The sequence below is a fragment of the Microbacterium sp. NPDC057659 genome, from assembly GCF_042799915.1.
In the GTDB taxonomy this organism is placed as follows: Bacteria; Actinomycetota; Actinomycetes; order Actinomycetales; family Microbacteriaceae; genus Microbacterium.
In genome coordinates this window covers 536,825-561,478 of the sequence record NZ_JBHVHU010000001.1, presented here as the reverse complement: position 1 = coordinate 561,478, position 24,654 = coordinate 536,825, and the positions used below count along the sequence as shown (strand labels likewise).

Here is a 24,654-nt window from a genome sequence, read left to right as displayed (position 1 = left end):
CTGCTCGGTGCGGGTTGACAAGCGGGCGCGCGCAACTGCTCCGGTCAGCGGACGCGCCGGTCGTGCGCGAGATCGAGCAGCCGCTCGAAGACGTCGCCCGACCGGAGCCCGTTGTGCTCGTGCTCGCTGGTCACCCAGAGCTTCAGATCGGGCAGCAGCCGAGCAGTCTCCAGCGAGTGCTCCACCGACACGTAGACATCGTTCACGTACACCGCGGCCGCGCCGCGAGCACCGGAAGCCGCGAGTGCGTTCGCGTCGTAGAGCGCCGGCCACTCGTGCTCGGCGAGCGCGAGGGCGACCTCGCGCCACGGACGGAAGGCGGGGACCGTCTCTGTCCACTCCTTCCGGATGTGCTCACCGGTGAACAGGGTAACGTCGTCCACGAAGTCGGCCGGCTCCACGCGCTCGGCAGACCAGCGCGTGCTCTGCGCGTCGGCGTAGCAGGACTCGTGGAATGCGAAGTACAGCGGGTTGCGCCCGCCGAACGGCATCGCGGAAGCAAGGTCGTAGCGGAACGCATTCGTGCTCGGGTCGAGCTCGAGCAGCGACCAGACGGTCTGCCAGCCGTCGTTCGTGCCCAGTGCGGAACCGACCGAGCGCATGCGTGAGGGCGAGACGACCTCACCGTCCGGGAGGACCAGCCTGCCCTCGGCGGCGAGGCCGACGAGCCGGCGCATCCGCTCCCGGTGCTCGGGGAACCGCCGGTAGTACTTCTCCGACGCGGCTCGCATCTTGTCGTAGCTGAGCGCATAGACCTCGTCGACCGTGTGCTCGACGGTGCTCAGACCACCGGTGGTGTACACCCGGTCCAGCGCGGACGCGTTCGTGGACAGGTACGTGAGCACGGTGAACCCGCCGAACGACTGCCCGAGCAGATTCCAGGTCGCAGCGCCCAGTTCTGCGCGGAGCGCCTCGGCATCCCGCACGATCGAGTCGGCCCGCAGGTGCGTGAGGTACTCGGCGGTGGCCGCGGAGCCGAGCTCCTCCAGCAGCCGGTCGCCGACAGGGGTGGACCGCCCGGTGCCGCGCTGGTCCAGCATCACGACGCGGTGATCGCGCAGCGCGGTGTCCAGCCAGGACGGGGATGCGGGGGAGTGGAACGCCCTCGGCGCCTCGAACCCCGGCCCGCCCTGCAGGAACACCAGGAACGGCAGCTCCTCGCCGCCCTCACGGGCGACCACCGCAGCGAACACCTCGATCGTCCGGCTGTCGGAGTCGTCGTCCCAGACCAGCGGCACCGTGATGGTGTGCTCGGTCACGGTCAGATCCTGCATGCGTCGCACCAGCGTGGTCATCACATCACGTTCCCGATGTAGGAGTACTTCACGAACACCTCGGCGGCGATGCCGGACTCCTCCAGCACGCCCTGCACGGCACCCATCATGTAGTTGGAGTCCCAGCCCATGTAGATGTGGATGCCCCCGAAGTCGTCCCAGTGGCCCTTCCAGGCCATCTCGTCGTAGAGCGGACCGCCGTGTGCAGCACTGTAGGCAAGGGCTGCCGGTCGGTCGTCGGTCCAGGCGCGCCGGAACACCCGGTTGAACAGGTAGCGGACGTCCTTCACCTCCCAGTGCTCGCCGCGGTACTCGACGTAGTCGAACTCGCGCTCCCACCCCGCCGGCCAGCCGCGACGGCGAACCGCGTCGAGGATCGGCGTGAGCCCGTCGTCGTCGATCTCGGGCAGATCGGGGCGCGCCCAGATCCGCACGAAAGCCTCGGTGAGCCGCACGGTGCGGTCCGCGATGGCTGCGGTGCCCCACGACGCCAGCTCGGCGAGTGCACGGGTGCCCGCCACCGCGCTGCGCGCGTAGGCGTCGTCGCGCTTCTCGGGGAAGGAGGCGCCGAACACGCGCTCGGTGAGTCGCTGCTCCAGCAGGGTGAGGTTGCCGAGCGTGGGCGCCAGCGCACGATGGCTGTTCTGCTCGTCCTCGCTGTATTCGCTCCAGGGCCTCGTGCCGTCACCCGACCACGCGTCGCCCGGGGCTGCGGGCACGATGTGCTCCACGTCGTAGCCGCTCGTGTCGTCGACGTCGAGGAGCCGGCTCAGCACGTACGAGGCGTAGGGGAGTTCGCTGTACTTCAGGACGGCGCTGACTCGCTCGTCGGACGGGGTGATGCGGGCGATCGCACGCATCAGCGAATCGTTCCCCTCCGCGCGGGCACGACACAGACGGGCGATCAATCGGTCGGTCGGCAGGCCGACCACGGTACGGCGCAGCAGCAGAGCCTGCACCCACTCCATGGTGCGGATGAGCTCGTCGCGCGAGATCACCCCACGGGCGTGGTCGTGATAGGCGCTCATCACCAGGGGATAGGCGGCACGACCGAAGGTGTTGACGAAGCCGAGCTGACGGCGGATTCCCGCATCCGACTCGAGCGAGGGATCCAGAAGGATGCCGTAGATCTCGGCGTACTCCCGCCAGATGCCGGCATCCGCGCGCAGCCGCTCGACGTCGAATCTCGGGAACGTGGCGCGGAAGGCGCTGTAGACGCCGCGCTCTCCGGCCACGTCGACCTCGCGACCGGTGGTCATCACCAGGAAATGACGCCAGAACGCCCCGATCGTCTCTCCGGTGAGACGCTCGATCGGCAGCCAGTACTGCTCCTCGATCTCGAGCTGCTCGCCGTGCGAGAGCCCCATCAGGATGTAGTTGTGGATGAGCTCGTGGTCGCGGAGCGGCTCGCCCGTGGAGTTCAGGCTCTCGAAGATCTGCTGCGCGTTGGCCGCCGCCCCGAGGGTGATCGACACGTGCTCGAGCTTCTTCAGGCCCTCCCAGATCCGAGGCGCCTCGTCGGCGTGCACCTGGCTGCGGAAGAACGCGTAGTTGTCGTCGAAGCGCGACTCACGGTCGGCCTCGTCGCGCCGGTCCAGCACGACGGAGTCGTAGAGATCCGCCCACGCGTGATGCGGACGCAGCTTCGTGCGGGTGGGGTCGTCGGCGCGCACGAGCACGCGCTCCAGCTCGGCGGCCATCGCGGGGTCCGTCTCGCGCACCGAGTGGTGCAGTGCGGCGACCAGCAGCATGAGCGTGGTCACGCGCTGCTGACCGTCGATCAGGATGAGGTCGGCACCGTCGGACGACGCGTCCTCCGCGGACAGGATGGAGCCGATGAAGTGCCGGTGCGCGGCATCCTCCGCGGCGACGGCCCGGATGTCGGAGAGCAGCCGTTCGCAGCCGCCGATGTCCCAGCGGTACTGGCGCTGATACACCGGGACGACGATGTTCGTCGACGGTGCCGACAGCCATTCGATCGTGCTCGTTGCGGTCGCTTCGACGTTGGTTGCCGTGGCCATGACTGGGTGATGCCTCCGTGCGGCGGGTAGACGGGGTCCGCCGCACCGAGTCTATCCGGGGCCGTCTTTTCTCCGGCCCGCCTCTCCAGCGCGTCCAGGGACGCGAGGTAGGCTTACCTAAGTAGGGCCTGTTAAAACTTCGCTGGCCCGTTACGAAAGGACATGACTCGATCATGGGATACATCAAGTCCGCAGCCCTTGAGGACAAGGGTTTCGTCATCCTCGACAGCTACGGCGGGGAAATGGATCCGAAGGAATGGCTCGACATCGAATATGTCGATTGGAAGTCCTCGGGTGACACCCGCTTCTCTCCGCTCGCCAGCGCGAAGGGTGAGATCGAGTGCAACGGCTTCTGGAACCACAAGCCGCCGCGCACCGACAAGGACGGCGTCTGGATCGAGTCGCAGACCGCCATCGCCCCGACCCTGACCGCCCGTGCCCAGGAGCCCGGTGCGAACGTCGGTCGCTGCCGCGTCATCGAGCTGCAGCCCACGCCCTACGGCGACTGCCTCTACAACCTGCACCAGGACGACAACAACCGTCTGAACCCGGACGGAACCGGCTGGGTCGTGCGCGGCTTCTTCAACCTCACCGACGACAAGGACAGCTTCTTCGTCCTGCGTGAGAACCGCACCGACCCGAGCATCGAGTACCGCATCGCCCTGCCTGCGGGTGCGCAGCTGATCGTCGACACGCAGCGTCTGTGGCACGCGACCACGCACAATGGCACGGAGCCGCGCTACTGCCTGATCACCTCGTGGACCTCCGGTCCCGAGCTCGACGCCTACATCGAGAAGTACCACGGCACCGACCAGCACACGCAGGTCGAGGTGCCGCAGGACGTCCTCGAGGCCGGTTACGCCGAGCAGGCCCGCAAGGATGCCGCTCGCGCCGCCTACTACGCGGCCAAGGGTCAGCAGGAGAAGCTCGCGATGAGCGAGGCCTGAGCCTCAGCGTTCTCCTCGGAACGGCCCCGATCCAGGTATCGGGGCCGTTCTGTGTTACATGCTTGTCATTCCAAGCAATGTCGGCGATAATCACCGTATAACCGCATAGTCCGCCAGCATTCGTGGCTCAGGTCGTAGGGGAAGACGCACCTGATGAAACGGAGAGATCATGGCGACGGGATACGCACGGGGAGTGGTCTACATCCACTCCTCGCCTCGCGCGCTCTGCCCGCACCTCGAATGGGCGGTGGGACGCGCTCTCGGTCGTGCCGTCAACTTCGACTGGAGCGACCAGCCGGTGCAGCAGGGCACGCGCCGTGCGGAGTTCTACTGGGACGGCCCGGTGGGAACCGGCGCCGCTCTCGCGACAGCGATCCGCGGGTGGGAGCACCTGCGCTTCGAGGTCTCTGAGGATCCGACGCCGCGCAGCGACGGCGGACGCTGGCTGCACACGCCGGATCTCGGCATCCACTACGCGCAGACGGATGCCGCAGGCAACATCGTCATCGGTGAGGACCGCATCCGGTACGCGATGGAGATCGCAGCCGGCAGCATCACCGAACTGCAGCGCGAGCTCGACGTGGCGCTCGGAGCGGCCTGGGACGAGGAGCTCGAGCCGTTCCGGCATGCGAGTGACGACTCCCGAGTGGTCTGGTTGCACAAGGTGGGATAACCACAGACTTGCGGGAGAGGCGCGAGTAGCGGGATCCGGTGAATGCTCCCGGAGACCGGGAAGGCGAATCTCTCGCATACGACAGGAGCCCCCGCCGGGGAAGGCGGGGGCTCCGTCATGTCCGGATCAGATGACGGCGGTGCGCGGGTAGACCCCGACCGGGGGCGTCGCGCCGTGCCGCACGTCCTGCCAGGCTCGAGCGAACCGCTGCATCGCCTCGGTCGCGGTCTCGGGGTCGTGGGTGATCGGGATCCGCATCCGTCGCTCCAGCACGCCCCCTGTGGCGAAGCGCGGCCCGGGCGGCAGGATGAGTCCGTGCGACCGCGCGGCGAGGGACAGCTCCGTGGAGATGGGAGCGCCCAGGTCGATCCAGGCGGAGAGACCGCCGGGCACGTGCGACATGGTCGCTCCGTCCAGGGCTGCGATGCCGGCAGCGATCGCCTCGCGCCCCGCGGACAGCCGGGTGCGAACCTGGGCGGCGAGTTCGGGAAGGTCGTCGAGCAGTTCGACGGCGATGCACTGCTCGAGGAACGCCGTTCCCAGGTCGTAGGAGGCCCGTGTCGCGAGGATGCGGTCCACGGTGGCCCTCTCGGCTCGGATCCATCCGAGCCGCAGCCCGCCCCAGGCGAGCTTCGACAGCGAGCCGATGGTGATCACGTGCGGTCCCAGCGCGCCGAACGGCACGGGTGTCCAACCGCGATCGATGTCGAGCTCTGCGGTGGTCTCGTCGACGATGATGCGGGTGCCGGCGCTGCGTGCCGTCGCGGCGATGACCGACCGAGAACCATCCGGCAAGCTCGCCCCGGTGGGATTGTGGAAGTCCGGGATGAGGTAGGCGAGATCCGGGCGTGCACTCAGCAGGGTGTCGGTGACGTGCTCGGCGTCCCAGCCGTCGACATCCACCGGGGTCGGAAGCATCCGGTACCCGTGTCGCTGCAGGGCCTCGATCGCGTGCGGGAAGGTGGGCTGCTCGATCAGCGCCCGTTCGCCGCGGCGCCCGATCGCGCTCAGCACCAGATTGAGCGCGTGCATCGCACCGGCCGTGATCACGATCTCGTCCGGAGAAGTCGGTGCGCCGCGCTCCGTGAAGCGCCGCGCGACGGCATCCCGGAAGTCGGGCAGCCCCTGCAGCGAGTATCCGCTGGTGCCGCGGAGTCCGGCGAGGCGGGGCAGCGCCCGCACCGTCGCGTCGTACAGGCCGGGCGTCGATCCCATCGAGGCGACGGACATGTCGATCGAGTCCGCGTCGACGGCGGGCGCAGGAGCCCGCCGCTGATGCGGGAGTGTCACTCCGGTGCCCCCGCCGTGCACCCGGTGGACATAGCCGCCCTCGGCGAGCAGGTCGTAGGCGTGCGTGATCGTCGAGCGGGATCGCCGCAGCTCGAGCGCCAGCGCTCGCTCGCTCGGGAGTCGCTCACCGACGGTGAGCCTGCCGTCCAGGACGAGCGCGCGGATCTGATCCGCGAGCGACGCCGCGGAAGCGCCTGCGGCGCTCTGCACTCCGAGCAGGGTGACCAGTCGTGAGCTCATGCAGTCCATTCTGCCGCAGAGTGGACTGGAACACCCAGGCCACTTTCGCTGTGGTGGCCCGACGAACGGGTGACGATGCTCCGACAGCATGAGGGGATGAATCTCCGATCCATCCTGCTGCCGATCTCGTGGCGAGGCCCCAGGGATCTCGGTGAGCGCCTGCTGCAGCTGGTGGCGGGTCTGTTCCTCTACGGCGTCGCGCTGGCGCTCATGATCCGCGGCGGCATCGGCGTCGCCCCCTGGGACGTCCTGTCTCTCGGGATCTCCGCGCGAACCGGTCTCGGCTACGGGCTCGTGACCAACCTCACGGCGGTGGTGGTGCTGCTGCTCTGGATCCCGCTGCGCCAGCGCCTCGGACTGGGCACGGTGCTCAACGCCCTGCTCATCGGGCCGAGCGCGGATCTGACGCTGTGGCTCGTCCCTGCGGCGCCCTCGCTGTGGGCGGGTGTGCCGCTGTTCCTGTTCGGACTCGTGCTGCTCGCCTTCGCCACCGGTCTCTACATCTCCGCGGACTTCGGCCCGGGGCCACGGGACGGGCTCATGACCGGACTGGTCCAGCGGACCGGCTGGCGGGTGTGGATCGTCCGCACACTGATCGAGGGGAGCGTCCTGGTGATCGGGTTCCTGCTCGGTGGCCCCGTGGGCGTCGGCACCCTGCTGTTCGCCTTCGGCGTCGGCCCACTGATCGGCTGGTTCCTGCCGCGTCTCACCCGGTTCCGCGAGGCGAGGACACGCGAGCTCGCCACCCGGTGACGGATACGCAAGGCGCCTCCGGGGATCTCCCCGGAGGCGCCTCGACGTGCATCCGTCGGTCAGCCGTCGTAGCTGCGGAACGCGACGACCGCGTTGTGACCGCCGAAGCCGAACGAGTTGCTGATCGCGAGCTGCGGACCCTCGCCGAGAGCCTGCGGCTCACCGGAGAGCTTGAACGGCACAGCCGGGTCCTGCTCGGTCATGTTGATCGTCGGCGGGGCGACGCGATCACGCAGCGCCAGCACGGTGTAGACCGCCTCCAGCGCGCCGGTGCCACCGAGCAGATGGCCGGTGGAGGCCTTGGTGCCCGAGACGGGGATCTCGTCGATCCGCTCGCCGAAGACGCGCTTCAGCGCCTCGTACTCGTTCGGGTCGCCCACGGGCGTCGAGGTGAGGTGCGCGTTGATGTGCGTGACCTCTGCCGGCGTGGCACCGGCCTGCTCGAGCGCCGCCTCGACCGCGCGGGCCGCGCCCGCACCCGTCGGGTCGTTGCCGGTGATGTGGTACGAGTCGGCGGTGACACCGCCGCCCACGAGCTCGGCGTAGATCTTCGCGCCGCGCGCCTTGGCGTGCTCCTCGGTCTCGAGTACGAGCGCCGCGCCGCCCTCGCCCATGACGAAGCCGTCGCGGTCGACGGCGCCAGGACGCGACGCGCCCTCGGGGTCGTCATTGCGACGGGAGAGCGCCTGGGCGGAGGCGAAGGAAGCCATCGTGATCGGGTGGATCGCGGACTCCGCACCACCGGCGATGACCACGTCAGCCAGGCCGTCCTGCAGATGCTCGTAGGCGTTCACGAGGGACTCCGTGCTGGAGGCGCACGCGCTGACCACGGTGCGGGCGAACGCCTTCGCGCCGAAGTGCAGCGACAGGTTGCCTGCGCCGGCGTTCGGCATCAGCATCGGGACGGTGAGCGGCATCACCCGGCGGGGGCCCTTCTCACGCAGCGTGTCCCACGCGTCGAGGAGCGTCCAGACGCCGCCGATTCCGGTCGCCCAGTCGATGCCGAGGCGCTCGGGTTCGATCTCCGGCGATCCGGCATCCTCCCACGCCTCGCGCGCGGCGATCAGCGCGAACTGGGTCGAGGGGTCGAGGCGCTTGGCCTCGTGCCGGGGCAGGACCTCCTCGGGGCGGACGGATGCCTCGGCGGCGAACTTCACGGGGATCTGGTACGTCTCGATCCACTCGTGCGGCAGGGTGTGCGCGCCGGGGACACCCGCAAGCAGGTTCTGCCAGTTCTCCGGGGCCGTGCCGCCGAGAGCGGACGTGGCGCCGATACCGGTCACGACGATGCGCTTGGTCATGGATGGTTCCTTCGTGGGGATCGTTCAGGGACGGCGGATGCCACGCCCCGCAGGGTGTGCGGGGGTGGCATCCACGGGAATTACTCCGCGCCGGCGACGATGAAGCTGACGGCGTCGCCGACGGTCTTCAGGTTCTTGACCTCGTCGTCGGGGATGGTGACGCCGAACTTCTCCTCGGCGTTGACGACGATCGTCATCATCGAGATCGAGTCGATGTCGAGGTCGTCGGTGAACGACTTCTCCAGGGCGACCTCGGACGCGTCGATGCCGGTCTCGTCGGTGATGAGCTCAGCCAGGCCCGCGAGGACCTCGTCGTTGGTGAGAGCCATTTCTTTCCTCTTTCTTGGGGTGGTATTCGGAACCGGGAACAGTCTAGGGAACGGGTGCGCGTTCTCAGGGGAGGACGACGACCTGGGCAGCGAAGACCAGACCCGCGCCGAAGCCGATCTGCAGCGCGAGACCGCCGGAAAGCTCCGGGTGCTCCTGCAGCAGGCGGTGCGTCGCCAGCGGGATGGATGCTGCTGACGTGTTGCCGGTGGTCTCGATGTCGCGCGCGATGACGGTGGTCTCCGGCAGCTTGAGCTGCTTGGCGAACTCGTCGATGATGCGCATGTTGGCCTGGTGGGGGATGAAGGCGGCGAGGTCGGAGGCCTCGATGCCGGCACGGTCCAGAGCCTCGCGCGCGACCTTCGCCATCTCCCAGACAGCCCAGCGGAACACCTTCGGGCCCTCTTGGCGGAGCGTGGGCCAGGGGGCGGCGCCGTCGCGGAACTCCGTGAGGGTGTGGTTCATGCCCACAGCCTCGGCGTTGCTGCCGTCGGAGCCCCAGACCGCCGGCGAGATCGCCGGGGTGTCACTCGGGCCGACGACGGCGGCGCCGGCGCCATCGCCGAGCAGGAACGAGATGCTGCGGTCGGTCGGATCGACGATGTCGGAGAGCTTCTCCGCGCCGATGACCAGCGCGTAGTGCGCGGCGCCGCTGCGGATCAGGGCGTCGGCCTGGGTGATCGCGTAGGCATACCCTGCGCACGCGGCGTTGATGTCGTAGGCGGCTGCGGGGTTCGCGCCGACGCGATCGGCGACGATGGCCGAGACCGACGGCGACTGCTTGGGGTTGCTGATCGTGGCGACGATGACCAGGTCGATGTCGGACGGGTCGATGCCCGACTTCTCGATGGCCTCCTTGCCCGCGACGGTGGAGAGGTCGATCGCGTCGGTCTCCGGCACGGCGCGGGTACGGGTGATGATGCCGGTGCGCTGGCGGATCCACTCGTCGCTGGAGTCGATCGGGCCGACCAGATCGTCGTTCGGCACCGCGTTCTCGCCACGCGCTGCGCCGTAGGAGTAGATGCGGGTGTACGCAGGACCGGTGGTGTGGGCGAGCGTGCGGGTCATGCTGCTTCTCCGTTCAGCAGCGCCACCGCCGCCTCGAGGTCTTCCGGGGTCTTGACGGCGACGTTCGGTACGCCGCGCAGGCCGCGCTTGGCAAGGCCGACGAGAGCGCCCGCCGGGGCGACCTCGATCAGGCCGGAGACGCCGGCCTCGGTCATCGACTCCATGCACAGGTCCCAGCGCACGGGCGACGACACCTGGGTGACGATGCGATCCAGTGCGTCGCGGCCGGCGGTCACGACGGCACCGTCCCGGTTGGACCAGAGCGTGACGGAGGGGTCTTCGGGGACGATCTCGTCGACGGCGGTGCGCAGCGCCTCGACCGCGGGGGCCATGTACGAGGTGTGGAACGCGCCGGCCACCTCGAGAGCGCGGACGCGGCTGCCCTTCACCGGGTTCTCGGCGAGCCTTGCGAGGTTCTCCAGGGAGCCCGCCGCGACGATCTGACCGGCGACGTTGTAATTCGCGGGCGTGAGGTCGAGCTCGGCGAGCAGGGCGAGCACCTCTTCGGCGTCCCCGCCGAGCACGGCGCTCATGCCGGTGGGCGTGCGCGCGGCGGCATCTGCCATCGCGCGGCCGCGGATGCCGACCAGGCGCATCGCGTCGATGCCGGTGACGACGCCCGCTGCGGCGATGGCGGCGAGCTCGCCGACCGAGTGCCCGGCGAGGCCGTCGGGGCGACGTCCGGCGCGCTCCGCGAGCTGCTTGCCGGCCACCATGGACGCGGCGACGATCAGCGGCTGCGCGATGCGGGTGTCACGGATGGTGTCGGCATCGGACTCGGTGCCGTGCCTGATCAGGTCGACCTCCGCAGCATCCGAGAAGGCGGCGAGCTGCTCGGCGACACCGTCGAGCTCGAGCCAGGGGGAGAGGAAGCCGGGGGTCTGAGAGCCCTGTCCAGGGCAGGCGACGACGATCACTCACCCATTCTGCCAACGATCACGCGCAGACGGTGGATGATCTCTCACAACAATCGGCGTTTCGTTTGTGCGTGGCGCACAGCGGTCAGCGCGGGCGGCGGCCGAGCGGACGACGTCGCACCTGCTCGGCGGTGCCGATCGAGCCGAGGATGAGCGCAGTCTGCAGGATCAGCGCCTCACGCGGGCCTGTGGCATCCCAGCCGATCACCTCGCTGACCCGCTTCAGGCGATAGCGCACCGTGTTCGGGTGCACGAACAGCTCGCGGGCCGTGGCCTCGAGCGACCGTCCGTTGTCGAGATAGCTCCACAGCGTGGTCACGAGGTCGGGGGAGTGCGCCTGCAGCGGGCGATAGATCCGCTCGATCAGGGTCTGCTTCGCGAGCGCGTCGCCGGCGAGGGCGCGCTCGGGCAGCAGATCGTCGGCCTCGACGGGGCGCGGCGCCCCGCGCCAGGCTCGTGCCACGGCGAAACCCGCAAGAGCTGCGCGGGCACTCTGGCCGGCATCCACCAGTGCGGCGACCGGAGGGCCGAGCACGACGTACCCCGGCCCGAAGGACGGCTCCAGCCGACTGGCGATCTCCTCGAAGGGCAGTTCGTCGACGGGCTCCTCGCGACCGGGGAGCCGGGCGCGACCGACCACCAGCACGAGCCGGGAGCCCTGCACGCCGATCAGCACGTCGACAGCGAGCTTGCGCGCCGTGCGGCGCACCGTGTCGACGTCGAACTGCGCGGGCGTCGTGCCGACGATGACGCTGACCTCGCCGTGGCCGTGCCAGCCCAGGGCTGCGATGCGGCTGGGCAGCTCCTCGTCGGCCTCCCCGGTGAGGATCGAGTCGACCACGAGCGCCTCGAGCCGAGCATCCCACAGACCGCGCGACTCGGCGGCGCGCGCGTACACGTCGGCCGCTGCGAAGGCGACGTCGCGCGAGTACAGCAGGATGGCCTCGCGGATGTTCTCGTCCTTGCCCGCGACCCGCTCCTCGGTGACGTCCACCGTCGCACGGATCAGCTGCAGCGTCTGCTGCAGGCTGACGCTGCGCAGCAGCTCACGGGGAGCGGCTGCGAAGAAATCCGCACCGATCCAGGGAGTCGAGTTCGGATCCTCGTACCACTGGATGAACGAGGTGATCCCGGCCTGGGCCACCAGCCCGACGGAGGACCGTCGGGCCGGCGGCATGTCGGCGTACCAGGGCAGCGTCTCCTCGAGGCGCTTGATCGTCGCGGTGGCCAGGTCGCCGGAGATCCGGCGCAGCCAGGCGAGCGAGGCAGCCTTGTCGACGGCCGGCGGAGGAGTCGCGGTCACCTGGTTCTCAGCTCTCGCCGCCCGCGTTTCCGCTGGTGCCGGCGTTCACGTTGTACAGGTCGTACTTCGCGATGGCCTGACCGACGACCGAGCGCTCCACCTTGCCCTCATCCGCCAGTGCCTGGAGGGTGCGGACGACCATGGACGGCCCATCGATCTTGAAGAACCGGCGAGCGGCGGCACGGGTGTCGGCGAAGCCGAACCCGTCGGCACCCAGCGTGTAGTACGAACCGGGCACCCACTGGCGGATCTGGTCCTGCACGGCGTGCATGAAGTCGCTGGTCGCGATGACCGGCCCCTCGGCGCCCTGCAGCTTCTGCGTCAGGTAAGCGACTCGCGGCTCCTGCTCGGGGTGCAGGAAGTTGTGCTCGTCGGCGGCGAGGCCGTCGCGGCGCAGCTCGTTCCACGAGGTCACCGACCAGACATCGGCCGTGACACCCCAGTCGTCGCGCAGCAGCTGCTGCGCCTCGAGCGCCCACGGCACGCCGACGCCGGAGGCGAACAGCTGCGCGCGGTGGCCGTCGCCGGAGCCCACCGAGATGCGGTGCAGACCCTTGAGGATGCCCTCGACGTCGACGTCCTCCGGCTCCGCGGGCTGTCGCATCGGCTCGTTGTACACCGTGATGTAGTACATGACGTCGGGGTCGGGGTGCGTGCCGCCGTACATCTGCTCGACGCCGGCCTGCACGATGTGCGCGACCTCGTAGCCGAAGGCGGGGTCGTACACGAGCGTCGCCGGGTTGGTGGAGGCGAGCAGCGGCGAGTGACCGTCCGCGTGCTGGGTTCCCTCACCCGTCAGTGTGGTGCGTCCCGCGGTGGCGCCGATCACGAAACCGCGCGCCATCTGGTCGCCGGCGGCCCAGAACGCGTCGCCGGTGCGCTGGTAGCCGAACATCGAGTAGAAGATGTAGATCGGGATCAGGGGCTCGCCGTGCGTCGCGTACGAGGTGCCCGTCGCGGTGAAAGCCGCGGTCGCGCCGGCCTCGTTGATGCCGACGTGCATCAGCTGGCCCTGCGGGCTCTCCTTGTAGGCGAGGAGCAGCTCCCGGTCGACCGAGGTGTAGTTCTGGCCGTTCGGGTTGTAGATCTTCGCCGTGGGGAAGTAGGCGTCCATGCCGAAGGTGCGGGCCTCGTCCGGGATGACCGGGACGATCCGCTCGCCGAAGCCCTTCACGCGCATGAGGTCCTTGACCATGCGCACGAACGCCATGGTCGTGGCGACCTCCTGGTTGCCCGAACCCTTCTTGGGCAGCGAGTACGCCTTGTCGTCGGGCAGCTGCAGACCGACGTGGGTGCTGCGGCGCTCCGGCAGGAAGCCGCCCAGGTCGTGACGACGCTCCAGCATGTACTGGATCGTCTCGTCCTTCTCGCCCGGGTGGAAGTACGGCGGACGGTACGGGTCGGCCTCGAGCTGCGCATCCGTGATCGGGATGTGCATCGTGTCGCGGAACAGCTTGAGGTCGTCCAGCGTCATCTTCTTCATCTGGTGGGTCGCGTTGCGGCCCTCGAAGTGCGGACCGAGGCCGTAGCCCTTGACGGTCTTCGCGAGGATGACGGTCGGCTGGCCCTTGTGCTCCATGGCCGCCTTGTACGCGGCGTAGACCTTGCGGTAGTCGTGGCCGCCGCGACGCAGCTGCCAGATCTGGTCGTCGGTGAGGTCCTTGACCAGGGCGAGCGCGCGCTCATCGCGGCCGAAGAAGTTCTCCCGCACGTAGGCGCCGTTCTCTGCCTTGTAGGTCTGGAAGTCGCCGTCCGGGGTGGTGTTCATGAGGTTCAGCAGCGCGCCCTCGGTGTCGCGGGCGAGCAGGTCGTCCCACTCACGGCCCCAGACCACCTTGATGACGTTCCAGCCGGCACCGCGGAAGAAGCTCTCCAGCTCCTGGACGATCTTGCCGTTTCCGCGGACGGGGCCGTCCAGGCGCTGCAGATTGCAGTTGATCACGAAGGTCAGGTTGTCGAGGCCCTCGTTCGCCGCGACCTGCAGCTGGCCGCGGGACTCGACCTCGTCCATCTCGCCGTCGCCCAGGAACGCCCAGACGTGCGAGTCCGAGACGTCCTTGATGCCGCGGTTGGCGAGGTACTTGTTCGTCATCGCCTGGTAGATCGCGTTGATCGGGCCGATGCCCATCGACACGGTCGGGAACTGCCAGAACTCCGGCATCATCCGCGGGTGCGGGTACGACGGCAGACCGTTCGGGGCGCCGGACTTCTCCTGGCGGAACGCGTCCATCTGCGTCTCGGTGAGACGCCCCTCCAGGAAGGCGCGGGCGTACATGCCGGGGGAGGCATGGCCCTGGTAGAAGATCTGGTCGCCGCCGTTGGCGTTGTCGCGGCCGCGGAAGAAGTGGTTGTGACCGACCTCGTAGAGCGACGCCGCGGAGGCGTACGTGGAGATGTGGCCGCCGACGCCGATGCCGGGGCGCTGGGCGCGGTGCACGGTGATCGCGGCATTCCAGCGAATCCAGTGCCGGTAGCGGCGCTCGAGCTCCTCGTCGCCCGGGAAGGCGGGTTCGTTCTCGGGGGCGATGGTGTTGATGTAGTCGGTGGTCGGAACCATCGGCACGCCCAGGTGGAGGTCCTTGGAGCGCTTCAGCAGGCTGAGCATGATCTCTCGCCCGCGGCCGTGGCCCTTCGCATCGACGAGTTCATCGAGCGACTGCTGCCACTCGCCGGTCTCCTCCGGGTCGCTGTCCAGCGGGCCCTGCGAGTACGGATCCTGATCGTGAACGGTCACGGTCGACCTTTCGTCATGCTGGCAGATCATGCCAAGGGAACGGGATGCCGCATCGGTGAGCCTTGTCGGCTTCACACAACGCGCACTGTGCTCAGCCTATCCCTCTGGCGCGGCGACATGGCACACGCGGGACTGGCTAAAGTAGGACCGACGCGCCTATAGCTCAGTTGGTAGAGCAACACGTTTACACCGTGTGGGTCGGGAGTTCGAGTCTCTCTGGGCGCACCCATGTCCAAGACCATCGTCGGCTCAGCGCGCTGCCCGTGTTCCAGCGGCAACGTCTATTCGGAGTGCTGCGGTCCGATCATCGCCGGCGCTCCGGCGCCGACCGCGGAACGACTGATGCGCTCGCGCTTCACCGCTTTCGTGATCGGCGATGAACAGTATCTGCTGCGCTCCTGGCATCCGTCGACGCGACCGGGCGGACTGGATCTGGACGATGCGACCCGCTGGCTCTGGCTGGAGATCACGCTGACCGAGGGCGGCGGATCGTTCGACGCAGAGGGCACCGTGGTCTTCGTCGCGGCGTACCGTGATGCCTCCGGAAGAGGAGAGCTGCGAGAGCGGAGCCGGTTCGTCCGGGAAGGGCGGGACTGGCTCTATGTCGACGGCGACGTCGGCTGACCTCGCGGGATAGATTGGGTTCCGTGAACGCGAATCCCGAAAGCCAGCGCGCCCTGCTCGACATCGCCGATCTCGACCTGCGCATCGCGCGGGCCGCGAAGGCGGCGAAGAACCCCGCACAGGGACCCCGCATCTCCGAGCTCGCCGCGCAGCGTCAGGATCAGCTTCGCGAGCTGACCGCCCTCGCCGGCGTTCGGGATGACGCGCAGGCCGAGCTCGCGCGGGTGGAGTCCGACGTCGCGCTGGCCGAGAAGCGCCGTGATCGCGACGCAGAGCGGCTCACGACGGTGACCAGCCCGAAGGATGCCGTCGCGCTGGAGCAGGAGATCGCCAGCCTCGGTCAGCGACTCAGCGCCCTCGAGGACGTGCAGCTGGAGCGCATGGGGGCCGTCGAAGAGGCGGACGCCGCGGTCGCGGCCCAGCAGGCGCTGATCGACGAGACCAGTGCGGAGGGCGTCGAGCTCACCCGTCAGGCGAAGGCCGGCATGGCCGCCGCAGAGGCCGAGGTGGAGCAGCTCGGGCGCGACCGCGCGGCCGTCGCCGGCGGCATCCCCGCCGATCTGCTCGCCGACTACGATCGTCGCGCTGTGCGCACGATCCCGGCCGCCGCGCTGCTGCGCGCCGGGACCTGTGAGGGGTGCCGGATGGTGCTGTCGGGCACCGATCTCACTGCGATCCGCCGTCAGGCCTCGGACGCGGTCGTCTCGTGCCCCGAGTGCGGCGCGATCCTGGTGCGCACGGAGGAATCCGGGCTCTGACGCTCACTGCTCCTCATGCGTGCGCGGGTCGGCGTCGAACAGCCGCCCGTCCGCCCGTCCGAGGGCGGTGATCCGCGCGACCTCGTCGGCGTCCAGCACGATGTCGTTCGCCGCAAGATTCTGCGTCTGATGCGTCTGGTCGGCCGCCTTCGGGATCGACACGACGCCGCGGGCGTGGTGCCAGGCGAGCACCGTCTGCACCGGGGTCGCGCCGTGTGCCGCAGCGATGTCGATGATCGCCTGCTCGTCCAGCACGTCGCGCGCGCGGCCGAGCGGGCTCCATGCCTCGGTGATGATGCCGTGCTCGCGGTGGTACGCGAGGGCGTCCTGCTGCGGGAAGTGCGGGTGCAGCTCGATCTGATTGACGACCGGGCGCACACCGGTGGCCTCCTCGATCCGCTCGAGGTGCTCGGGCAGGAAGTTCGAGACGCCGATCTGGCGCACCAGGCCGCGCTCCCTGGCATCGATCAGCGCCTGCCACGCCTCGACGTAGAGGTCGACGCTCGGGTTCGGCCAATGGATGAGCACGAGGTCGATGGACTCCACGCCGAGGCGGAATCGGCTCTCCTCGAGCGCGGTGCGAGCCCGGTCGGCGGCATGATGCCGGCCGGCGAGCTTGGTGGTGATCGTCAGCTCGGCGGGGTCGACCGCCGCGCCTGCGACACCCCAGCCGACGGCGCCCTCGTTCTCGTAGTTGAAGGCGGTGTCGATCAGCCGGTAGCCGAGTTCGATGCCCTGGCGGACGGCGTCGGCTCCGGTCTCGCCGCGAAGGTTGTAGGTGCCGAGGCCCTGCGGAGGCAGGGTGAACCCGTTGTGCGCGGTGAAGGCGGATGAGTCGGTCATGATGGCTCCCTCAGTCGGCTGCCGGTCTGGCGATGCCTTCCACGCTAGACGCTCGCGCTGCAGTGTCGCCGGTCTGGCGTAACGTCGAGACGTGAACGAACCGGATACGGCGGACCAGCGCCCTGCGGCGGTCGTGCTGGGACGCAGCGAGACCGGCTCCTGGGTGCTGGTGCGGTGCGACGCCGACGGCATCGAACTCGGCCGTGAGACGTGCCCTCCCGATGCGCTCCCCGAGGCCGTCGCGCGCGCAGAGCGGGCGACCCCGCTCTGGGTCGTCCGGACTCTGCGTGAGTCCTACCCACCGCTGCTCGCCGCGGGCATCCGGTTGCGTCGCGCGCACGACCTGCTGCTCTGCCACGCGATCCTGCGCGACACCGCCTCGCTGGCGCAGCCGGTTCCGGCATCCGCTCGCTGGATCCGCACCGAGGTCGCAGAGCCCCGCCCGCAGGCGCTGTTCGAGGTGGATGTCGCGGCAGAGCCCGACGATCAGATCGAGGAGCTGCTCGCCGAATGGGGTCGTCAGCGCGCTGCGCTCCGGCGCGCACCGGATGCCCGGCTCGATCTGCTCTGCCGGGCGGAGTCGACGGGGGCGCTCGTGGCCGAGGAGATGACCGCCGCGGGCCTGCCCTGGGACGTCGCCGTGCACGAGCGACTGCTCGAAGAGGCACTGGGGCCCCGGCCGCTCACCGGTGCTCGTCCGGCGAAGATGGCGCAGCTCGCCGTCGAGGTGGCGGAGCAGCTCGGCGAGCGGGAGGTGCCGATCGACAGCCCGCCGCGTCTGCTGCGCTCGCTGCACCGGGCGGGGATCCTCGTGGAGTCCACGTCGCGGTGGGAGCTCGCCGAGCAGGACCATCCGGCCGTCGTACCGCTGCTCGCGTACAAGAAGCTCGCGCGGCTGCACACGGCGAACGGCTGGTCCTGGCTGCGGGAGTGGGTCCGCGACGGGCGGTTCCGTCCGATCTATCTCACTGGTGGGGTGATCACCGGCCGCTGGGCGTCCAGCGGCGGGGGAGCACTGCAGATCCCACGGAGCCTGCGCCCCGCTGTCCGCGCGGACGCCGGCTGGCGGCTCGTGCTCGCCGACGTCGCGCAGCTGGAGCCGAGGGTCCTCGCCGCGATGTCGCAGGATGCCGCGATGGCGGCGGCGGCGCGAGGGGCCGACCTCTACGAGGGAGTCGTGCGCTCCGGTGCGGTGGCGAGCCGCACCGAGGCGAAGTACGCGGTGCTGGGCGCGATGTACGGCGCGACGACGGGGGAGAGCGGGAGGCTGGTGCCCCGACTGCGCAAGGTGTTCCCGAAGGCGATGGCGCTCGTGGATCGGGCCGCGCGGACCGGTGAGGAAGGCGGGGTCGTGTCGACTCTGCTGGGTCGCAGCTCGCCGCCCCCGGACAGCGCCTGGCGCGATGCGCAGTCCCGCGCCAGCGACCCCACGGCGGGCGGCGCCGAGGAGCGACGCGCCCGCAGCCGCGCACGGGACCGCGGAAGGTTCACCCGCAACTTCGTCGTGCAGGGCACCGCCGCGGAATGGTCGCTGCTGTGGCTGGCGGAGATCCGGCATCGCCTGTCGGCACTCCCTGCCGCCCAGACCCCGGCACCGCCATCCGGCCCCGTGTTCCAGGTCAGCGCGCATCTCGCGTTCTTCCTGCACGACGAGGTCATCGTGCACTGCCCGGCGGAACAGGCGGATGCTGCGGCCGATATCGTGCGAGCCGCCGCTGACGCGGCGACCGCACGGCTGTTCCCCGGATTCGATATCGAGATCCCGCTCGACCTGCGCATCGCGGATGACGCCGGCAAAGACGCCTAGAATCGAAGGGTGAACGGGTCGGCTGGACGGTCGCGTTGCGGGTCACCGCACCGAGGAACGTCCGGGCTCCGCAGGGCAGGGCGGTGGGTAACACCCACCCGGAGCAATCCGCGAGAAAGTGCCACAGAGAGCAGACCGCCTCGCAAGAGGTAAGGGTGAAAGGGTGGTGTAAGAGACCACCGGGGGCCGTGGTGACGCGGCCCGCCAGGTAAACCTCGCCCGGAGCAAGGCCAGACAGAGGATGCTGACGCGGCTCGCCGAGTCCTCGGGTAGGCCGCTGGAGCGGCACGGCAACGTGTCGCCGAGAGAGATGACCGTCCACGGGGCGCAAGCCCCCGGACAGAACCCGGCGTACAGGCCGGCCCGTTCACCTCCGACACGAAGAAGGACCGACCCTACGGGGCCGGTCCTTCTGCTGTGTGCGTGGAGATCAGTCGGCGGCGAGCGATGCCGCGCCGATGATGCCGGACGAGTTGCGGTGGATCGCCGGAACGATCGGGGTGTTCAGCTCGAGCAGGGGGATGAACTTCTCCGGGTGCTTCGAGACGCCGCCGCCGACCACGAACAGGTCGGGGCTGAACAGGAACTCGACGTGGCTGAAGAAGACCTGCAGCCGAGCCGACCACTCCTCCCAGGAGAGGTTCTCACGCTCCATGGCGGAGTACGCGGTCCACTTCTCGATGGAGCCCGTGTCCACCGAGGTGCCGTCGTAGAGCAGGTGGCCGAGTTCGGTGTTCGGCACCAGCACCCCGTCGTAGAGGAATGCCGATCCGATGCCGGTGCCGAGCGTCGCGAGGATCGTGAGGCCCTGCGCATCGCGCGCAGCTCCGTGGCGCACCTCGGCCACGCCGGCGGCATCCGCGTCGTTCACGAAGTGGATCTGGCGGCCGAGGCCGTCCTCGAAGAACTTCTCGGCCTCGAAACCGATCCAGTCCTTCGAGATGTTCGCAGCGGACAGAGTCTTGCCGTGCTTGACGATCGCGGGGAAGGCGACGCCGAGCGGCAGGTTCGAGTCGGCGACACCGAGCGTGTCGAGCACCTGCTTCACGGCGTCCAGCACATCCGCGGGCGCCGCGCCCTTGGGCGTGGGGACCCGAATGCGGTCGGAGTCGAGAGTTCCGTGCGAGAGATTGACGATTCCCGCCTTGATGCCTGTGCCGCCGATGTCGACGCCGATCGCTTGTGCCATGACCGTTAGCCTATCGAGAGCGCGAGCCGACGTTAGGATCGTGACATCAGCTGACGAAGGGATGGGGCCATGCCCGAAGGCGACGACAAGTACTGGTACAACCTCACCACCAAGGAGGTCGAGTACGGCATGATCTCGGCGTCCTACGACCGTGTGGGCCCGTTCGACACGGCGGCCGAGGCAGCGCGCGCTCCCGAGGTGATGGTCGAGCGCTCGAACAAGTGGGCCGAGGAGGAAGCGGCCGAGAACGGCTGGGACTGACACCCATGGACAAACAGCGTGATTTCGTGCTGCGGACCATCGAGGAGCGCGGCGTAAAGTTCGTGCGGCTGTGGTTCACCGACGTGATCGGCACGCTGAAGTCGGTCGCCATCGCGCCGGCGGAGGTGGAGGGCGCGTTCGCGGAGGGCATCGGCTTCGACGGATCGGCGATCGAGGGGCTGACCCGTTCATTCGAATCGGATCTGCTGGCGCAGCCCGATCCGACGACCTTCCAGATCCTGCCCTGGCGCGGCGAGATCGACCCGACCGCGCGAATGTTCTGCGACCTGACCACGCCCGACGGACAGCCGGCGGTCTCCGACCCGCGGAACGTGCTGCGTCGCACCCTGGCGAAGGCGGCGGATGCCGGATTCACGTTCTACACGCATCCGGAGATCGAGTTCTACCTGCTGAAGTCCTCGCAGGTCGGCCCGGAGGGGCCGATCCCCGCGGACTCGGCAGGCTACTTCGACAACGTGCCCGGTGGCACCGCGCACGACTTCCGCAGGCGCGCCGTGCGGATGCTCGAGGATCTCGGCATCTCGGTGGAGTACAGCCACCACGAGGGCGGGCCGGGGCAGAACGAGATCGACCTGCGCTATGCGGACGCCCTCACCACGGCGGACAACATCATGACTTTCCGCACCGTCGTGAAGGAGGTCGCGATCGAGCAGGGCGTGTACGCCACGTTCATGCCGAAGCCGCTCAGCGATCACCCCGGCAGCGGCATGCACACCCATATGTCGCTGTTCGAGGGCGACGTGAACGCGTTCTACGAGGAGGGCGCCCAGTATCAGCTCTCCCGCACCGGCCGGCACTTCATCGCGGGTCTGCTGCGGCACGCCAACGAGATCGCGGCGGTGACGAACCAGTTCGTGAACTCGTACAAGCGCCTGTGGAGTGGCGGTGAGGCTCCGAGCTTCGTGACCTGGGGCCACCAGAACCGCTCCGCGCTGGTCCGTGTGCCGATGTACAAGCCGAACAAGGGCCAGTCCTCGCGCGTCGAGTACCGCGGCCTGGACTCCGCCACGAACCCGTATCTCGCGTACGCGCTCATCCTGGCCGCCGGTCTGAAGGGCATCGAGGAGGAGTACGACCTGCCTCCGGAGGCGGAGGACAACGTCTGGACGCTCAGTGACGCGGAGCGCCGCGCGCTCGGCTACGCGCCGCTGCCGGCGAGCCTCGATCACGCGCTGGAGTTCATGGAGGATTCCGAGCTGGTCGCCGAGACCCTCGGTGAGCAGGTGTTCAACTACGTGCTGCTGAACAAGCGCAAGGAGTGGGAGGCGTACCGCGGTCAGGTGACGCCGTTCGAGCTCAAGAGCAACCTCGAACTGCTCTGATCGATGGCCCGCCAGGACGAGTCCGTCTCGCTGTCGGCTCTCGCTCGGCTCGGCTTCGCCGAGCTGAGCACGGCGTCGGCTGAGCTCGAGGAGCTCGCGGCGCTCACCGGATCGTCGCGCGCCGCACTGCTGGAGGGTGCGGGGGCGGCGGACCCGGACGGCGCGCTGGAGGGGCTGCTGCGGATCGCCCGGCGTGCGCCGCGAGACCTCGCTCCGCTGCTGGCGGACTCCGGGTCGCGGTCGCGCGCCTGGCGGTTGTTCGGTGCCTCCTCCGGCGTGGCCGAGTTCCTGCTGCGGCATCCGGAGCATCTCGCGGTACTCGCGGACCCCGCGATCGCGCTGCCTGACAGGCAGGCCATGCGCGAACGGATGCTGCACGCGGTGCGTGCCGTCGACGGCGTCGCCGTCGACGGCGGCACGGATGCGGTGATCGCGTTGCGCGTCGCCTATCGTCGGGTGCTCAGCGAGATAGCCCTCGTGGACGTGACATCCGATGATCCGGTGGGGCTCATCGACGCGGTCTGCGCGGCCCTGGCGGATGCCGCGGGTGCGGCGCTCGAGGGCGCCCTCGCCATCGCGCGAGCCCGCCTGATCGAGTCGACGCCCGCCACCGAGGTGCAGGCCACCAGGCTGGCGATCATCGGAATGGGCAAGGCGGGTGCGCGTGAGCTGAACTACATCAGCGACGTGGACGTGATCTTCGTCGGCGGCACCGATGACGAGGGGGTCCTCGCCGAGTCCCGAGCACTCGACCACGCCACCCGCCTCGCGCGCGACGTGATGGGCATCCTGTCGGGCATGGAGGTGGAACCCCCGCTGTGGGAGGTCGACGCCGCACTCCGGCCGGAGGGCAAGCACGGCGCGCTGGTGCGCTCGCTGGCCTCGCACCTCGCGTACTACGAGCGATGGGCGAAGAGCTGGGAGTTCCAGGCCCTGCTGAAGGCACGCCCGCTCGCCGGCGACCACGTGCTCGGCGAGGAGTACCTCGCCGCCGTGCAGCCCCTCATCTGGTCCAGCGCCGCGCGTGAGGACTTCGTCGACAGCGTGCAGCAGATGCGCGAGCGCGTCACTGCGCACATCGACCCGGCGGATGCCGCGTACCAGCTGAAACTGGGCGAGGGCGGCCTGCGCGACATCGAGTTCACCGTCCAGCTGCTGCAGCTCGTGCACGGCCTCGCGGATGAGTCGCTGCGCGTACGCGGTACGCTCGAGGCCCTCGACGCGCTCCGCGATCGCGGGTACATCGGCCGCGCGGAGGCCGCCGTGTTCGGGGCGGACTACCGGATGCTGCGGCTGCTGGAGCATCGACTGCAGCTGCGCGACCTGCGGCGCACCCATCTCATGCCCCGCACGGATGCCGGGCTGAGAGTGCTGGCGAGGGCCACAGGGCTCTCCGACACGGCGGCCGGGATCTGGCGGCGCTGGGAGGGGATCCGCCGCGAGGTGCGCGAGCTGCACGTGCGACTGTTCTACCGGCCGCTGCTCAGCGCGGTGGCGGCGCTGCCCGAGGAGGAGCGCACGCTGTCGGCAGCTCAGGCGCACGACCGGCTTGCGGCGATCGGCTTCCGCGATCCGGCCGGCGCGCTGCGCCACATCGGCGCGCTCACCGGCGGACTCAGTCGCAAGGCGGTGGTGCAGCGATCCCTCATGCCGATCATGGTGCGCTGGTTCGCCGACGGCAGCGACCCCGACTACGGTCTGATCGCGTTCCGCAGGATCAGCGAGCGGCTCGGCGACACCCCGTGGTTCCTGCGCATGCTGCGCGACTCCGCCGGCGCCGCCGAGCGTCTGACCCGCGTGCTTTCCGGGTCGAAATACATCGGCGAGCTGATGGAGTGGATCCCGGAGTCCGTCGCGTGGCTCGACAGCGAGGCTCAGCTGCGGCCCAGATCGGCCAAAGCCCTCGACGACGAGGCCCGGGCGATCCAGACCCGGCACAGCACCGTCGCCGATGCGGCGAAGGCCGTGCGAGCCCTGCGCCGTCGTGAGCTGCTGCGCACGGCCATGGGGGCGGTGCTGGATGTGCTCACCATCGAGGAGGTCGCCCAGGCGCTCACCGACATCACCGGCGCGGCGATCCAGGCCGCGCTCAGGGCCGTGCTCCGCGAGACCGTTCCGCCCGAGCACGACGCTCTCGACTTCGCCGTGATCGGCATGGGCAGGTTCGGCGGCGCCGAGCTCGGGTTCGGCTCGGATGCCGACGTACTGTTCGTCTACGACGCGAACGGCGTCGATCCGCAGGTGGCCCAGAGGCTCTCCGCCAAGGTCGTCGCGGGCCTGCGCGAGCACCTCACGGACCACCGGCTTCCGCTGGAGCTCGACGCGGATCTCCGCCCGGAGGGCCGCAACGGCCCGATGGTCCGTTCGATCGATGCCTACGCGGAGTACTACCGGCGCTGGTCGCTGTCGTGGGAGGCCCAGGCGCTGCTTCGCGCACGCGGGATCGCCGGCAGCGTGAAGCTCATCGCGCGGTTCATGGACCTCGCCGACGCCATCCGCTACCCCGAGTCGATCGGGCTGCAGGACGTACGCGAGATCAAGCGCATCAAGGCCAGGGTCGAGGGCGAGCGGCTCCCGCAGGGCGCGGATCCCCGCCGGCACCTGAAGCTCGGTCCCGGCACGCTCAGTGACGTGGAGTGGATGGCGCAGCTGCTGCAGCTGCAGCACGCCGCTGCCCTGCCGCAACTGCGCACGACCTCGACGCTGGGCGCGCTGACCGCCGCAGAGGATGCCGGGCTGTTTCCGGCCTCAGCGGTGAGCCGGCTGACTGCGGCATGGCTGATGTCCAGCCGGCTGCGCTCTGCGATCACGCTGTACACCGGCAAAGCGACCGACATCCTGCCGGCGGATCGTCGTGAACTGGACGCCGTCGCCCGGCTTCTCGGCTATCCGGACCGCTCCGCGTCGCAGCTCGACGAGGACTACCTGCGGGTCACACGGCGCGCCCGCCGCGTGTTCGAGAAGCACTTCTACGGCTGATC

20 protein-coding genes, 1 tRNA gene and 1 other RNA gene are annotated in these 24,654 nt (G+C 69.4%); 11 read left to right on the top strand and 11 right to left on the bottom strand.

Annotation, left to right across the window (positions count from 1 at the left end; genetic code table 11):
• Window positions 1-44: 44 nt before the first annotated feature.
• Both ACFVAE_RS02735 and ACFVAE_RS02730 read right to left on the bottom strand, forming a co-directional pair.
• A complete protein-coding gene (locus ACFVAE_RS02735; protein ID WP_378887635.1) occupies window positions 45-1,295 on the bottom strand; it encodes an alpha/beta fold hydrolase in 1,251 nt (416 codons plus the stop codon).
• Window positions 1,295-3,295, bottom strand: coding sequence for a DUF262 domain-containing protein (locus ACFVAE_RS02730; RefSeq protein ID WP_378887633.1), 2,001 nt, complete (start codon window positions 3,293-3,295; stop codon window positions 1,295-1,297). Before ACFVAE_RS02730 ends, ACFVAE_RS02735 begins: the two co-directional genes overlap by 1 nt.
• Window positions 3,296-3,468: 173 nt before the next feature.
• Here ACFVAE_RS02730 and ACFVAE_RS02725 point away from each other — a divergent pair, with 173 nt between their 5' ends.
• Window positions 3,469-4,242, top strand: coding sequence for a hypothetical protein (locus tag ACFVAE_RS02725; protein WP_378887631.1), 774 nt, complete (start codon window positions 3,469-3,471; stop codon window positions 4,240-4,242).
• Between the two features lie 169 nt (window positions 4,243-4,411).
• The gene (locus ACFVAE_RS02720) at window positions 4,412-4,915 is read left to right on the top strand and encodes a DUF3145 domain-containing protein (RefSeq protein WP_378887629.1); all 504 of its coding nucleotides are present in this window, start codon (window positions 4,412-4,414) and stop codon (window positions 4,913-4,915) included.
• 126 nt (window positions 4,916-5,041) lie between these two features.
• On the opposite strand, the gene ACFVAE_RS02715 is transcribed toward ACFVAE_RS02720, so the two are convergent.
• Window positions 5,042-6,445 carry a PLP-dependent aminotransferase family protein gene (locus tag ACFVAE_RS02715; RefSeq protein WP_378887627.1) on the bottom strand — a complete coding sequence of 468 codons (1,404 nt, stop codon included), beginning with the start codon at window positions 6,443-6,445 and terminating at the stop codon, window positions 5,042-5,044.
• A 96-nt stretch (window positions 6,446-6,541) separates the two neighbouring features.
• Here ACFVAE_RS02715 and ACFVAE_RS02710 point away from each other — a divergent pair, with 96 nt between their 5' ends.
• Window positions 6,542-7,198: a YitT family protein gene (locus tag ACFVAE_RS02710; protein ID WP_378887625.1), complete on the top strand. Its 657-nt coding sequence runs from the start codon at window positions 6,542-6,544 to the stop codon at window positions 7,196-7,198.
• A 59-nt stretch (window positions 7,199-7,257) separates the two neighbouring features.
• Here the strand turns inward: ACFVAE_RS02710 and ACFVAE_RS02705 are convergent, their stop codons facing one another.
• From ACFVAE_RS02705 to aceE, 6 genes are all read right to left on the bottom strand, one after another.
• Window positions 7,258-8,499 (bottom strand): beta-ketoacyl-[acyl-carrier-protein] synthase family protein, encoded by a 1,242-nt coding sequence (locus ACFVAE_RS02705; RefSeq protein WP_378887623.1) that lies wholly within the window; start codon window positions 8,497-8,499, stop codon window positions 7,258-7,260.
• An 80-nt stretch (window positions 8,500-8,579) separates the two neighbouring features.
• A complete protein-coding gene (locus tag ACFVAE_RS02700; RefSeq protein WP_116242207.1) occupies window positions 8,580-8,828 on the bottom strand; it encodes an acyl carrier protein in 249 nt (82 codons plus the stop codon).
• A gap of 64 nt (window positions 8,829-8,892) precedes the next feature.
• A complete protein-coding gene (locus ACFVAE_RS02695) occupies window positions 8,893-9,894 on the bottom strand; it encodes a beta-ketoacyl-ACP synthase III (RefSeq protein WP_378887621.1) in 1,002 nt (333 codons plus the stop codon).
• A complete protein-coding gene (locus tag ACFVAE_RS02690) occupies window positions 9,891-10,811 on the bottom strand; it encodes an ACP S-malonyltransferase (RefSeq protein ID WP_378887619.1) in 921 nt (306 codons plus the stop codon). The genes ACFVAE_RS02695 and ACFVAE_RS02690 overlap by 4 nt, the downstream gene beginning before the upstream one ends.
• An 85-nt stretch (window positions 10,812-10,896) precedes the next feature.
• On the bottom strand, window positions 10,897-12,114 hold the full coding sequence (locus tag ACFVAE_RS02685) for a PucR family transcriptional regulator (protein WP_378887617.1): 1,218 nt from the start codon (window positions 12,112-12,114) through the stop codon (window positions 10,897-10,899).
• A 7-nt stretch (window positions 12,115-12,121) separates the two neighbouring features.
• Complete coding sequence (gene aceE, locus ACFVAE_RS02680) at window positions 12,122-14,848, bottom strand: pyruvate dehydrogenase (acetyl-transferring), homodimeric type (RefSeq protein ID WP_378887615.1); 2,727 nt, start codon at window positions 14,846-14,848, stop codon at window positions 12,122-12,124.
• 152 nt (window positions 14,849-15,000) lie between these two features.
• Between aceE and ACFVAE_RS02675 the strand changes: the two genes are divergently transcribed.
• From ACFVAE_RS02675 to ACFVAE_RS02665, 3 genes are all read left to right on the top strand, one after another.
• Window positions 15,001-15,073, top strand: a tRNA-Val gene (locus tag ACFVAE_RS02675).
• 3 nt (window positions 15,074-15,076) lie between these two features.
• Complete coding sequence (locus ACFVAE_RS02670; RefSeq protein WP_378887612.1) at window positions 15,077-15,472, top strand: YchJ family protein; 396 nt, start codon at window positions 15,077-15,079, stop codon at window positions 15,470-15,472.
• A gap of 23 nt (window positions 15,473-15,495) precedes the next feature.
• Entirely contained in the window at window positions 15,496-16,230 is a 735-nt protein-coding gene (locus ACFVAE_RS02665) for a zinc ribbon domain-containing protein (protein ID WP_378887610.1), read from the top strand.
• A 3-nt stretch (window positions 16,231-16,233) separates the two neighbouring features.
• On the opposite strand, the gene ACFVAE_RS02660 is transcribed toward ACFVAE_RS02665, so the two are convergent.
• Complete coding sequence (locus ACFVAE_RS02660) at window positions 16,234-17,073, bottom strand: aldo/keto reductase (RefSeq protein ID WP_378887608.1); 840 nt, start codon at window positions 17,071-17,073, stop codon at window positions 16,234-16,236.
• A gap of 91 nt (window positions 17,074-17,164) precedes the next feature.
• Here ACFVAE_RS02660 and ACFVAE_RS02655 point away from each other — a divergent pair, with 91 nt between their 5' ends.
• On the top strand, window positions 17,165-18,880 hold the full coding sequence (locus ACFVAE_RS02655) for a bifunctional 3'-5' exonuclease/DNA polymerase (protein ID WP_378887606.1): 1,716 nt from the start codon (window positions 17,165-17,167) through the stop codon (window positions 18,878-18,880).
• Between the two features lie 14 nt (window positions 18,881-18,894).
• An RNA gene (gene rnpB, locus ACFVAE_RS02650) (RNase P RNA component class A) lies at window positions 18,895-19,250 on the top strand.
• Between the two features lie 60 nt (window positions 19,251-19,310).
• On the opposite strand, the gene ppgK is transcribed toward rnpB, so the two are convergent.
• Complete coding sequence (ppgK, locus tag ACFVAE_RS02645) at window positions 19,311-20,069, bottom strand: polyphosphate--glucose phosphotransferase (RefSeq protein WP_378887604.1); 759 nt, start codon at window positions 20,067-20,069, stop codon at window positions 19,311-19,313.
• A gap of 69 nt (window positions 20,070-20,138) precedes the next feature.
• Between ppgK and ACFVAE_RS02640 the strand changes: the two genes are divergently transcribed.
• The 3 genes from ACFVAE_RS02640 to ACFVAE_RS02630 are packed head-to-tail and all read left to right on the top strand — an operon-like array spanning window position 20,139 to window position 24,652.
• Window positions 20,139-20,330 (top strand): SPOR domain-containing protein, encoded by a 192-nt coding sequence (locus tag ACFVAE_RS02640; RefSeq protein ID WP_378887602.1) that lies wholly within the window; start codon window positions 20,139-20,141, stop codon window positions 20,328-20,330.
• A gap of 5 nt (window positions 20,331-20,335) precedes the next feature.
• Window positions 20,336-21,673, top strand: coding sequence for a glutamine synthetase family protein (locus ACFVAE_RS02635; RefSeq protein ID WP_378887600.1), 1,338 nt, complete (start codon window positions 20,336-20,338; stop codon window positions 21,671-21,673).
• A gap of 3 nt (window positions 21,674-21,676) precedes the next feature.
• Window positions 21,677-24,652, top strand: coding sequence for a bifunctional [glutamine synthetase] adenylyltransferase/[glutamine synthetase]-adenylyl-L-tyrosine phosphorylase (locus ACFVAE_RS02630; RefSeq protein ID WP_378887598.1), 2,976 nt, complete (start codon window positions 21,677-21,679; stop codon window positions 24,650-24,652).
• The last annotated feature ends 2 nt before the right edge of the window (window positions 24,653-24,654 follow it).